Origin of the sequence: Aliivibrio finisterrensis (assembly GCF_008933155.1) — a bacterium.
GTDB classification, from domain to species: Bacteria; Pseudomonadota; Gammaproteobacteria; order Enterobacterales; family Vibrionaceae; genus Aliivibrio; species Aliivibrio finisterrensis.
In genome coordinates this window covers 1-15442 of record NZ_WBVP01000034.1, presented here as the reverse complement: position 1 = coordinate 15442, position 15442 = coordinate 1, and the positions used below count along the sequence as shown (strand labels likewise).

General features: G+C 45.0%; 1 pseudogene. It reads right to left on the bottom strand.

Annotation, left to right across the window (positions count from 1 at the left end):
* Window positions 1-15442: pseudogene (locus F8B77_RS17560) on the bottom strand (hypothetical protein); the annotation flags it as partial.

Below are 15442 nucleotides of genomic sequence, written 5' to 3'. Positions count from 1 at the left end.
GGCAAGGATGTTCCACATGTTGGGATCTGGATCATCGGCATCAATGATACCGTCACCATCACTGTCAATAAAGTTGGCATTATTTACCACGACGATTAACGCTTCAACCTCATCTGCGGTATTCCATTCGTTGTCAGCTAACGCGGTTTGATAGTCGCTGAGTAAACCTGCCGAGAAAAATTGATTTGGTAATAAGGTTTGCAGTTGCGTAATCGTAATACTGGTATTTGCCGTGTTTTGCAAGTCAACAAAGGCAATGCCAGTGATGTTAATCTCTGCAATGCTAGCTTGTAATTCACTTAACGTTGTAACGGGATTATTGGCTAATACACTGCGGTATAAACCTTGGATAGCCGCATCACTTGACAGTGCCGTGAGCCCCATGAACTCAGAAAATAGATCCGCATCGGCAACCGTGTTATCAGCGACGCGAGCCATTAAATTGGTCATTGCAAGTGAATTAACGACATCCGCCACGCCAACACTTTTTACCGTTGAGAAACGTAAGCCGTCCTTTTCCACCATCCAACTAATGCTATCGCTCGCATTTCTATCGACTGGCAAGAGCGTCATCATGGTCAAGCTCGAATCGCTACCTTGATAACTCACACTGACATTGGCTGTGTCGCCATTAATGCTCGCCACTTGCAAATCACCGCTGGCATTGAGCGCCCAACCAATACTTGGCGCAGTGCGAGGCGACAATACATCTAGGCTGACCACCTCTTGCCATGTGCCGTCATTTGCCGTCACCGCAAAACGGGCGGTACCATCTTGGTTCACGTTAATTTGGTCAATAGACACATTCGCAATATCTGGGGTGAGACTTTCGATAGTGACACTTTGGTTATCAGAAGCGGTCACCGTCAGCGTGTGAGAGCCATTATTGATGTTGCTAAGGGTTGAAGTAATGGAAACAGGTGTCGCGCTAGGTTGTAGTGTGATGGTTTCTAAACGCGCTACCCCGTCCACGTCTACGCTGATTTGTACTTGCGCGCCGCTGCTGTACAAGCTTGTATCGAAGGTCCCTGTGAGTGGCGTTAAGCTGTCACCCTCAAGGACGCTGACACTGACATTGCTGCCTGCTGGCACATAACCTGAAAGTAACGTGGTCAAATCAAGCGAGCCTGTATTGGTTTGCAAGATTTCAGGGAAATACGCCAAGGTAGGATCATTGGCAATGACCGTATCCACGGCTTGTTGCGCGGCGCTATCTAGGCCAAAGGTTGGTACATTAAGCGCCAAATCTGTCATGCCATGACGACGTAACCATGTTTGCGTATTGAGGTACAAGGCTTTAGCAGTATTAGTATCAAGTGTGCTGTCTGCCAAATCTGTCGCCAAATCTTGGGTCACATTGGCTAAGGATTCACCGCCGCCCAATACCGACAAACCAATCAAGGCACTGCGATATTGCTGAGCAAGCCCTGCGCCTGTGGCATTCATCGCCGCTGGCGCAATCGCAAACACATCATCGGCATTGGTGGAATCTAAGAAGGTGCTGGTAATCAAAGCGTTTGCGGCATTGATACCTGTCACGGTCAAATCCGTCACGGCAAGTTTAGCGGCAATATCAGTGAGTGGGGATACCGTCACGGCATCGCGGCGAGCAATCTCTGGTAATACTGTGGTGAGTGTACCGCTATTGAGTGAAATACCCGTTGCTTCATCAATGTAGACACCGCCGGTGATTTCCATGATGACAGGTAAATCGGTTGGTATTATCACCATACTGAAGGCACCGTTAACATCGGTGGTACCAACAGTGTGAGTAATGTCAGTGCCTTTGGCGCCCGCTTCAATTGCAAACACTCGCACCGAGGCGCCGCTGATGTTGTTCGCCACCGCTTGTCCTGTCACTGTCCATTGCGGGTCGAGTGCAAAGGCATCAGCTTCATTAATAACAAGTTGCAAACTGGCCAAATCCGTAATGTCCGAAGCGGTACTTTCGACAACAAACTCTTTGTAGTAAGTCAGGTTATTGCTGTCTACCGTCAAGCCCACAATGCCTTGTAGCATGGCAATGGTTAAGGCATCTGCGTTGTTGTTTGACGCATATTGGCTGATGTCATCGATTTGGGATTGACTGGCGTTGGCGCTATCAATCAGTGTTTGTAATTTAGCTGCAGTATCGACATTGCTGCCAACCTCTGCTGCTATAAAGGTTTGATAGTAAGCATGATTATTGGCATCGAGTGCTGTTACGCCCATCACACTACTTAAATCAGCAAAACTCAAGCTGCTAGCATCATTAGTATTGGCAAAACCAACAATCGTGTTCAACGCCACTACCGAGGCATTGACATCATCGATGACGGCTTGAACCATGTGAACTGCATCAAAATGACTGATTCGTGCAAACTCAATGTTGTATTGCGCCATGTTAGTGCTTGTGATATTGATGAATCGACCACTGTCAACCAAGATGCTTTCTTCGATGTTTAGGTTATTGGCCAATAAATCATTGATATCGACAAGCACACCGGCAACCGCTTGACCTGTACCATAGCCGCTGGTGTCTTGCTCCCCATTATCTAGATAACCATCATTATCATCATCTGGGTCAATGATGTCATAAATGCCATCGCCATCGCTATCGAAGTAAATACTCAGCGCTTTACTATGAGCAAGCTCGATCTCTTGGGCACTCAATGCGTAATTATGAGCTGCGAAACCATAGATACCATCATCACCACTAATAGTGCCACTGTTGATGCCTAATGGCGTATTAGGATCATTAATTAATATACTACTGGCCGATATCCTACCAACTAGCTCACCGTTCACCCAGGCCTCGGTCGTGCCATTTCGACCTACCACCACAAGGTGAACAGGGTCGCCATACGGACTGGCAATGGATTGGCCATAAAGAGGAGTGAATTGATAATCCATAACCCCAAATTGAGTCGCCCCCATATTGCCATCGCGTTGTTCAAAACGAATGGCCCAACCAGTATTGATACCTTCGGCATCGTTTCTTAAGCCAAGCAATTCAAGGTTTCCAGTATTGTCTTGCTCAAATTTAACAATGAATTCATAAGAAACTTGACCACTAAGGCCGCTAAGATCGACGGATTGCTGACGTGGAAGATTAATAAGGTCAGACACCAGCGCTTGAGCAGGGGTCGCCATTTGCTCTATGTGACTAGACCACAGGCTAATGCTCATCTCACCTTGCGCAGGCAATGCCGCCTGTAAACTCTCCCAAACATCGGCCCTACTGTCATTATCTGTATCAATTGAGAAATCAATATCAAACGGGTCTGTTGGATTAAAGTTAAGGCTGGTCTCGAGCATATCGTTGATACCATCGCCATCGGTATCTGAATGTGGGTTGCCGTCATCCATGTCAACAAGTCCCAACACACCGTCACCATCACCGTCATAAGCGTTAGCATCCAATGGATCAGTGCCAACACTCACTTCTTGTCCATTCGTATATCCATCTAAGTCAGAATCGATATTTTCACCATCACTTGGATCATTAGGGTCAAGGCCGTATAACAACTCATTAGCATCCCAAATTCCGTCGTTATCCGTGTCAGTGTTACCATCAATGCTATTGAATGGATCAAGCCCCATGCTGGTTTCGTAACCATCTGATAACCCATCACCATCATAGTCAGAACTTGGATCAGTCGGAGCACTGTCATCTCTATCCCAAATGCTATCGCCATCATCGTCATAATCCATGTGATCTGGCATGCCATCGCTGTCGGTGTCAATATCACCATTCATAAGCGGTGAGTTCGGGTCATTCGGATCAGAACCAAGTTGCTCTTCGTAGTAATCGCCATAACCATCGTTATCACTATCAATAGATGGATCACCATTTAACCTAATCGTAAAGCGCTGTAATTTACCGTCAGCACTGCTGTAACCATAGGCAACCCCATTTTCAACCCGAAGATCATGCGAACGATTAAAGCTGATATCTTGATGCATACGCGTGATAGGTACTAACACTTGCAAATCTTTATTGACCATCATGTAAGCACTGTGGTCATAGCCATCGTAAGTATGTATCTCCATTAACAGCAAAATGATGTTATCCGCTAATTTTAAGGCTTTCAGACGAGAAATATTTTGTTGAATACCCTTAAAATCAGTCAGCCAGACCAAATTTTGATGTTCTTGCTTAGCGTAGCCTCCAGAGAATGTGTAATACTCTGCGCTTTCGTGCTCACCAAAAGTTAAATATTTATTTTCACTGGTATTTTTACCGGTTGCGACCGCCACCAGATTACGAGCTAGGTTATGTCCTCTCGCGGTGAGGAGATTATCAAGTCCCCTTTCGCTTGACATGAAACTGATGAAACGATCATCCATTTCCACCACGCCGCCCAGTTCTGAATAGATCTGAGTATCATTTGACCATTTATAGTAAGTTGTGGTGTCGGTTGAAATTTCCGTATACTCATCATATTCTCCGTATCGCAAATCTGTTCCATGCAAGGTTTTGAAACGCATAAGCACCTGCCCTGATCTTGAGGTGCTATTCCACTGCGTTAAATCAATACCGCGTGGATAATTATCGCCGATAGTCAATGAGACAAAATTCCCTTGGCTGTCGATCATAGTGGAATTGTCAAATTGGTGCCCCGCAACTTGTCCCCAATGGATAACGGCATCTAACGTATTCGCATCATAGACACTGAGCGTACCACCTTGGTGGTTAGCACCATCGGCCATACGGGTATAATAACGAACAATGTTTAACCCTATCATGTCACCCGACCATGAAATTCTGCTTGGATAAAGGTTGGAAGCAATTCCGTAGACATCCAGTTTTTCACGACTGGTATCCACAGTTTGATTAATCGTAACGGATTCAGTATCTAGGTTATAACGCACCAAACGCACCGCAGAAGGCGCATCTTTGTCCTCAGATACACCTAGCGCCGCAATACCATACACAATATCGCCACTACCATTTCCCGCGGCAGACAAGAGGATTTCATTAAACGCGTTCGGTAAGGTAATCGTTCGGTTGTGTGTACCATCACTATTGAATTCACTGTAGTACACCGCCTTTGATGTTCGATCTTGCCAGACTACCCCATCTTTCGAACCGTTTTTAATGGGTGAATAGGCAATAATGGGCATATAGTTTGCGTACAGATGATTTAATGGGTACGGGTAATCCTCGTGAGGAATGTACATATCTTGGCTATGGCTGTGCGCGTCAGTAACAATTTCTAGCATTGGAGTAGAGTAGACTGAACGATCATGGGTGCCCGTTATAGCGGTTATCCCTAAGCGCTCACCCGTTTCAGCCTTGTTCCAGACTGTCGGTTCAGCGTCTAGACTATCCACAATGCCGTCATGGTCAGTATCAAAATTTAACGGATCAGTCGGGTCAGAACCATCTTGCGATTCAACAAGGTTGGTAAATCCATCACCATCACTGTCGGCAGTGGCCGCATCTGCAATGAGTGGGTCGAAGCCATAGGTGGTTTCAAAACCATCAGTCATGCCATCGCCATCAGTGTCTGACAACATGCTGTAACTATTGACGTCTAAGCGATCAGGTACGCCATCATTATCCATATCGACATCAATACCATCCTCTTGTCCATCACCATCAAAGTCATTGTAATCTAGTGTGAAATCAATAATTAATGGGTAGATTCCCAGCTCTTGCCCTGCTGACGTGACATAGCGTAATGTCATTGCGCCACTGTTGTAATGCATGCCCGTTGGTAAGGCACTGAAACTGGTGGTATCCAATGACAAGTGGAAATAATTGCTTGTACTGCCTTCCGCAATGGTAAAGCCTGGGTGTGAAGCGGAGTTAATCGCTGTTGGATGCGTATTGTACTCACGGTAACCTATCATGGTGACAGAATACGGTGTGCCATTGTCATCTTTTAACTCTACTGTAAATTCAGTCTGTGTTTTATGATGAGCAGATCCCCAATTATCCACAACAATTTCGTCAGGGCTTGTCAATCTGTCGCCGGCTAACATCACGACGGTATAATAATTGGTTCCAGTAGAATAATTGGCTTGTTCAAACGTAAGTGAATTTTGGTGAGTTAAGGTTTCTATTGAATAAAGTTCACCCGTCGCGGTCAGTGTGCCGACGCTGGCCACTGGCAGTCCTTGAGCATCTAAGAGGTTCATTTCGACAACATAGTTACCGAGATCGGGTCCATCAAATACTGTGCTGGTACCACTAGCCATAACCCAATCCCCACCATTGACACGGTAGCGCCAATTGAGATCTCCAATAACTCGACTTTCGAAAGTTAAACGCATTTCAGAGTGGCTGTACTGCACTAATTCGAGATCAAATATCAAACGCTCAGTCATATCTGTATTAGCTGGCACCGCCATTAACGTTAATGCTTCTGTCTGCTGCGCAATATTTTGATCAATCAGCAACCAGTTATTGGTAGGGAGTTCATCGACTCGTATGGACATAATCTTAGTTTGCTGCCAAGTGCCATTAATCAGTGTCAATTGATAGATGTCATAATCCGCGTCTTCTGGTAAATACAGCATCGGGTAAATCGCTGGATACTGTTGTATTGTTGCTGAATTTTGACTCGGTTCGATCTGGTAAATCGGAATCGTTTTATTCAATTGATAACTAATGAACTCCGTAACAGGGAAATTAGTGTTGGTGTACCAAGGTGTGAAGGTTGTACATCCGTTATCAAATTGATTATCAATAATGGCGAGAGAAATATTGCCTAGCGCTTCAGTCGGGTTATAGGTATCAGGACAACCCGCCATAGATTGGCTGTACTCAGTCGATACAAAGTTGGTATTACCCGCCAAGACAACAGACCTTAAGTTGACCATAACCTGTTCACTGTCTAGCGTCCCGTTACCATCGAGATCGGTATCCATAGCGTTGGTTATGCCGTCATTATCGACATCGAGTTGGCCTAGATAGATTGGATTGTTCGCATCATTCGGATCAGTAAACTGCCCGTTTTCAATACCGTCTAAAATGCCATCGCCGTCGCTATCAACGCCATACTGGTTATTCACTTCAACCAACAGGGCTTGCACTTCATCTTGCGTATTCCACACATTATTAACTAATGCAGTCCGGTAGTCGCTCAATAAGTTATTTTCCAAATATTGGCTTGGAAGCAAGGCTTTTAACTGCTCCATTGTGATAATGGTTCTATCAGCATTTTCAAGTTCAACATACGCTGTTGCAAAACTATTAATCGTAGCAATCTCACTCTCTAGTGCTGCCAAAGTCGTAATCGAAGCATTTACCAATTCTCGGCGATATAAGCTGATCACAGCAGGTGTGCTATCAAAACCACTGAGGCTAACAAAGTGCGCAAATACATCACTATCCGCAATATTGCTATCGGCGATACGCGAAGCTAAATCAGCAGTGGCGAGTTGGTTGACCACATCACTCACGTTTAGGCTGTTCACGTCAGAGAAATGCACACCATTTTTGATAACTGACCACGTAATAGTGTCGTTAACGCTTCGGTCTACGGGTAAGGTGGAGAGTAAAATTAAGCTGCTATCCATACCTTGATAATTCAGGTTAACATTCGTGTTATCACCCGTGATGCTTGCTATTTGCAGATCGCCATTCGAGTCAAGCTGCCATAAGATATTTGGCGCTGTTCTTGGTGCTAACACATCCAATTCGACCACATGCTCCCATGTGTTATCAGCGGCGGTAATCGCAATGCGCGCCACGCCATCATTCGTGACGGTGAGTAGCTCATTGGTAACACTAAAGACCGTAGGTGTAAGAGAGGTTAACTGATAGGTTTGATTATCTGAGCTATTAACGCTCAGACTGTGCTTACCATTATTTATATCACCGAGGCTGGCTGTGACAGTGACAGGGGTAGTCACTGGTTTAATCACAATATTTTCAATACGCGAAATACCGTCTACCTCAACACTCACTTGAAGCTGCGCACCTGCGGTGTAAGCGGCGGTATCTAACATGCCACCGCTGACTGGTGTTAGGACATCACCATTCAGTACACTTACGTTCGCCGCCTCGCCGGTTGGTAGGTAAGCCGATAACAAGGCATTGAGATCAATCGTACCCATATTGGTTTGCAGCACTTGCGGGAAGTACGCCAAGATACTGTCGTTTGTTAAAATGTCAGTCACTGCCTGTTGTGCGGCTGCATCCAATCCAAAGGTAGGTGCATTCAACGCAATAGTCATTAAGCCATGGCGACGCAACCAAGTTTGCGTATTAAGATATAAGGCGTTAGCGGTGGCTGGTTCCAAACTGTTATCGGCCAAATCGGTAACAAAGTCAGTGACCATACTCGCTAGTGGCTTACCACCACCCAATACAGACAGCCCCACCAACGCAGCGCGGTAGCCTTGCTCTATATCGGTACCTGTTCCGTCCATTTGACTTGGTGCAACACGATATACATCATCCGCGACCATACTACTGAGTAGCTGTTCAGAAACCAGCGCATTTGCCGCATTGATGCCTGTTACGGTTAAGTTAGTGGCGGCCAATTGCGCGGCTATTTCTGTGAACGGAGAGATAGTCACTTGATCACGACGTGCAACCGAAGGCAATAATGCGGTTAAGGTACCACTGCTGAGGGTCATACCCGTGGCCTCATCGACATAACTGCCGCCTGTAACTTCCATCATCACAGGTAACTGCGTAGGCAAAATCGCAATGGTGAAGGCACCGCTCGCGTCTGTGGTACCTACTGTATGCGTTATATCGGTTGCTTTAGCGCCCGATTCAATTTCAAACATGCGCACAGTTGCACCCGCGATATTATTGGCGACGGCTTGCCCTGTCACAATCCATTGTGGATCGAGTGCGAACGCATCAGCATCATTGATGAGGATTTGCAAACTCGCAATATCGCTAAGATCAGCCGCATAACTCTCTGCTACAAATACTTTGTAATGACTCAAGTTATTGGTATTGACAGTCAAACCAGTGATAGCTTGCAGCATCGCTATCGTCATGCCGGTGGCGTTATTGCTCGCGGCATATTGACTGATCTCATCAACTTGGGTCTGTACGCTGTTTGCCGTTGTGATCACCGATTGCAATTTACTGATGCTATCGACATTCGTACCAACTTCACGCGCAATGAAGTAGCGGTAATTTACAATACTTTCCGCCTGCACGTTCATCAGACCTATCACATCAGACAATGCTTCAGCCGTTAATTCAGAAGCATCATTAATGTCGGCGTAACCTACAATTTGCGCCATAACAGCAACAGAGGCATTAACGCGGTCTATCACATCTTGTACTTGCGCTGTCGCTGTGAAACTACCCACGCTTGAAAATTCAACATTGTAAGCGGCTATGTTGGCAACGATGACATTAGAGATGTCTTCACTGTTCATCAAGATGGCTTCATCGACGCTTTGATTGTTTGCTATGCGTAAATTGATTTGACGGAGTGCATTTGCCACCACTTGACCTGTGCCATAACCCGTGATGTCTGGCTCGCCATTATCAAGATAGCCATCGTTGTCGTCATCAGGGTCTAGACGATCAAAGATGCCATCGCCATCGGTGTCTTGGTCGATGCCCATAGCTTTTTCATAGGCCGAATTCAATTCGATAGCAGAAAGCGCATGGTTATAGGCTGCAAAACCATATATGCCTTCATCGCCTTGTACTGCGCCTTCCATAATGCCAAGTGGCACACTGGTGTGGTTAATTAATAACGCTTGAGTTAATTGCCCCACTTGCACGCCATTAACCCAAACTTCAGTAACGCCACCACGAGCGATATAAACTAGATGCACGCGATCGCCATAAGGAGACGTAACCGACTGTCCAGATACAGCATCAAAGGTATAATCACCACCACCATATTGGGTTAAACCGAGTTTATTTGTGTTATTCCACTGCTCAAAACGCAAACTCCAATTGCTGGCACTATTACCCATTATCGCCAATGAATTATTTGGATCATTGACGAAATTCACGATAAATTCGTAAGACACATCCCCAGCAAGGCCGCTTAAATTGAGCATGTGTTGTGAATTTTGGTTAACAAAGGTATCGACCACCACTTCAGGCGGATTATTGGCCTCAGCGATATGTGCAGACCAAGCCGGGACACCGGCACTAGGTAACGCTGCTTGTAAAGTTAACCAAATATCGGCAAATCCATCGTTATTCGCATCAATTGAGAAATCGACATCGCTTGTATCATAAGGGTCAAAACCTGCTGCTATTTCTATATCATTACTGATGCCATCGTTATCCATATCGGGATCAACATTATTTAAGATACCATCACCATCGGTGTCAGAAAGTGGTCCATCGTTGAGGTTGTTATCGGCATTATCGCCAATGCCATCACCATCCACATCGGCCCATTCTGATGAATCGAGTGGGAAAGAATCGTTAACATCATCAAAACCATCGTTATCATCATCAGGATCGAACATGTCATAAACGCCATCAAGATCGCTATCCGAATAATGACTCATGGCTTTGCTGTGTAATAAGGCAATATCATCTTGGCTTAGCGCATGATTATATGCAGCAAAGGCATAAATCCCATCAGTACCAGACACTTTCCCATCATTGATACCCAGTGGAGTGCTTGGGTCATTGATTAACAAGGCACCTTCGCTGATCTCACCCACTTGAATGCCATTTACCCACGCTTCGGTTTTGCCATTTCTGCCAATAATCACCAAATGGACTGGCTCACCGTAAGGGCTAGCAACTGACTGACCATTAACGGAAGCGAAAGTATAATCGCCTCCACCAAATAGGGTTGCGCCTAAAGTGGCATTTTTTTGCTCGAAACGAATAGTCCAATTGGTGTTAATGCCTTCATCTAAGTTTCTCCATCCAAGCAGAGTTAGCGTGTTAGATTCATCTTGTGATAAATGGGTAATGAATTCATAGGACACATCACCACTCAAATCACTTAAATCAAGGTTGACTTGGCGAGACTGATTAATGAAATCGGTGTTGATCACTTCTGGCGCAATCGTGAATAACCGTAGTGCCATTTCCCATTGAGACACACTCATGGTGCCCTGCTCAGGCAGATTAACTTGAAGTTGCAACCAAATATCAGGCATACCGTCATTGTCACTATCGAGGGTTAAATCGACATCCGATGCATCTGTCGGATCAAAACCATATTGGGTTTCAACAAGGTCACTCAAGCCATCGCCATCAGTATCAGTATGAGGGTTAGTGTCATCAAGATCGTTAATACCCAAGACCCCATCCATATCCTCATCATAAGCATTTGCGTCGTTTGGATCCGAACCCGCTCTGATTTCTTGACCATTACTAAAACCATCGTTGTCTGTATCAGCATTTTTGCCGTCAGTGGCATCATTCGGATTCAAACCATTATTGATTTCGTCGGCATCACGAATACCATCACTGTCGCTGTCAATGCCACCGTCAGCGACATCATAAGGGTCTAATCCGTTGAGAGTTTCATAATCGTCAGTTAAGCCATCGCCGTCCCAATCAGTATTCACATCGTAATCGTCACTGTCGTGTAGATTCCAAATGCCGTCGTTATCGATATCGTTATCTTTATGATCAACCACCCCATCGTTATCATAATCAGCTGAACCATCCACTAATGGGCTATTCACATTATTGGCGTCAGAGCCGATTAACATCTCATGATAATCGGTGAACCCATCTCCGTCAGTGTCGTTACGCACAGTCGGATTAACTTCTATTTTGTAACGCTGTAGTCGACTAGTGCCATTGTCGTTATCAAACCCTACGTAACCATAAATAATGTTGTTTTCAACGCGCATTTCATGGCTTTTCCCTGTGATAAAAGCGCCTTCCATACGTGTAAATGGCATGATGATATTCAACTCTTTATCAAATATCATGTAGGCGTTGTATTTGTAGTCCAAACGGCCCCAGATCTCCATTAATACAAAAATCATATCGTTGTGAATACGCACAGGTTTCACGCGGGACACATTATGTTCAGGATCAGTGAAGTCAGTGAACCAAAGGGTATGTTTATTCTCTTGAAGGGCTGCTCTGCCGATCGCATCATAATAAAATTCGCGTTCGTGCTCGCCATGAGACAAATAAGTCAAGCCATTACTTGTGTCTTTGGAAACAGACGTTGCCATCAAGTTGTAGGCTTTGTTTTGCATGCCACCAATCTCAGTACTATTGAGTCCTTTCTCGGCGGCACTAAAGCTAATATACCTGTCATCCATGACCACAAGATCACCTTGCTGCATGTAAACATAGTTATCATTTGACCAGGTGTAGAAAGTTTCAAGCTCTGAGGAAATCGCTTCATAAACTTCTTCTGGTTCACCCCACATGTTATTAGGCGTGTTGGCATGTAGGGTTTTAATGCGATGCATCGGAATGTCTATTTTTTCATTTTCATTGAGCTTCACGATATCCAAACCGCGCGGTACGTTGTCGCCAGTACTTAAGAATAAGAAATATCCATCAGGATCGTACGCAACGCTCGCCCCAAATTGATGACCTCTTAATTGTCCATAATTCTTAACAACCTCTAACGTGTTAACATCAATGATCATCCCTCTGCCGCCCTGATGATTAATACCATCATTGCCCTTGGGATAAGCCACCGGAGCATTTAGCGCAAGTTTGTCACCAGCCCAATGCATTTTACTTGGTATTAACCACGTTTTATCAGGTGTGTGATAAGGGTTATCGGTCAACGCCCAAATATTAAGCCCATTGGGGCCTCCATCTATGGATTTAGTTTGAATCATTGTATCCGCATTGAGATCATAGTGCGTAATAAATACAGGAGATGGCGTCACTTTATCTGGACTACCATTCGCATCAGCCACGATATAAATCACTTCGCCTGCGCCGTTGTCAGCAACCATGCTTAAGGTCAAGCTTGATGGATTTGGTAGCGATAACGTGCGGCGAATTGTTCCATCAGAATTGAATTCGGTGTAATAAATAACCGTCGTATCTTCTTCCTGCCAAACAACACCGTCATAAGCACCATTGAACACCGGCGTGTAAGCGTTGTAGGTCATAAATTGAAACGCCGGGTTTGGATACGCGTTCACATTAGGATCGTGTAGGTTTTTATTGATTTGATGCACATCGGTTTGAATTGTCAAAGCAGGACTTGAATAGTGATTCATGGTGTGGTCGGAACTGATACTATTTGAGTATCGATTTTCACCCGTCGCTAGATTATTCCAAACGCTTGGTTCGGCATCCACACTGTCTACAATACCATCGTGGTCGGTATCATAACTGGCCGCATCGCTTGGATCAGAACCATCTTGATATTCCACTAAGTTAGTAAAACCATCACCATCCAAATCGGCGGTTTCATCATTATTATTGACTAATGGATCAAATCCATAGGTGGTTTCAAATCCATCCCCCATACCATCACCATCGGTATCCGAATCAACGGAGTACGCATTGGCATCAATATCGTCATTGACACCATCGCCGTCGAGATCAAGGTCGACCCCATTTTCAATCCCATCACCATCTAGATCAGAGGTTGGCAAAGTGAAGGCTATGCGCAATGTTTTTTGTTTAACCAACAAACCGGAAGAAGAAACAAGGTTGACAGCTAAGAGGCCTGAATCGTAGATTTTGCCCGTTGGCAATGCATACAAACTGCTTGGGTCAACCGACAACTCGAAGGTGTTCACATCCGCCGAGGTCAAAATAAAATCGTTAAAAGAGTTCGCATGGGTGTAGGCACCAGCCAATCCTTTGTAGGTGCGACGACCAGTGATAACCACGTCATATTCGTTATCATCAAGGTCAAAGACTTTTGACAGCAAAGTAGATGACAGTGGATATTCAATTTGAGTACTCGATGTTGTGTATATATTAGTGCTACCTAGCACCCCAGAGCTTGGTAGTAAGACAATGGTCTCCCCCTGACCATAATTGATGATATTGTGTTCCTCAATCGTCACCATGTTGTCATGCTGAAGAATATGCAGGTCGACTTGCTCAAACTCTACCGGATCCGTTGCGGCGATCTGCTGAGCATTAGCATCAAACAAGGCGATTTCGATTTGATGTAAGCCCGAAGCTAAATCTGTTAACTCAACCTTGGTACCAGTACCTTCTACCCAATCTCCGCCATCTAAACGGTACTGCCAAGTTTGATATGCCAAGAAGCTATTAAATCGGATCTCAGTGGCATTGCTGCTGCTTGCATCAGCATGCACACTGACTAAATCGGAGGCAAAAAGCGGCGTGTCATCAGGCACTACCACAAATTGCATATCTTGGGTTTGTTGACCGAGAGAAATCGGCAATTGTACCCAGCGATCATTGGCAATAAATTCTGGATTTACCGTGGTGTAATGCTGTGCTAGCCATTGCGTGCCATCATGATTGACTAGGTAGACGTGATAAGGTTTATCGTCTGCCAGGTAAATCATCGGCATGACAGTAAAGTACTCGTCATAATATCTATTACCCGCAAGTTGATGAGTACCAATGGTGTAAATAGATAACGCAGGATTAAGAGACGGTGAAATCGATTGGGTCACTGAGTATTGGCGATTAATTTTGCTTTCGTGATTACTCTTCCAAGCGCTACAGGTGTAATTAGTACCACCGTAAACCGATAAGGCAAGATCCCCTAAACGCTCAGACGGTGTGAAAGTTTCACTACAATCCGCCGAAGTGCCGTCGATAGCATAACGCAATGGCACAATGTCATTGGTACCATTAAAGACATTGCTACCTACTTGTACCATCAACTGATTGACATCAAGTTGACCGTCACCATCAATGTCTGTATCCAGCGCATTTATGGTGCCATCACTATCTAAATCACCCGCACCATCAAAAATAGGATGATTGATATTCTGTGGGTCGGAACCCTGTGCGATTTCGATGCTATCTAAAATACTGTCACCATCGGAATCAACCACGTTATTGCTGTTTACCGTAGCGATCAAACTTTGAACATCGTATGGTGTATCCCAAATGTTATTAGCTAGGGCTGTTTGATATTCGCCGATCAAACTCGCCGCCAAATATTGGGTTGGTAACAAGGTTTGGATTTGCTCAATAGATATATTGCTAGATTCGGTACTTTGCAAATCAGCAAAGGCAACAGCAGAAGTATTGACCTCTGCAATGCTGTTTTCCAATGCGGTTATCGTCGTAACTGGATTGCTGACGAGTTCACTACGATACAACGACAAGGTGACCGTATCACTAGAGATGTCGCTAAGACCGATAAACTCGGCGAATAGCTCGGCATCAAGAATGCTTGAATCAGTAACGCGTGCGCCAAGATTAGCTAGCGCAAGCGGATTCACAACATCAGCTACTGTAACGTTGATCGTTTCAGAGTATTTAACACTATTTTTGATGACAGCCCAGATGATGTTATCGCTCACATTTCTATCAACGGGCAAGAGCGTCATCATGGTCAAGCTCGAATCGCTGCCTTGGTAACTCACATTAACATTCACTGTGTCGCCATTAATGCTCGCC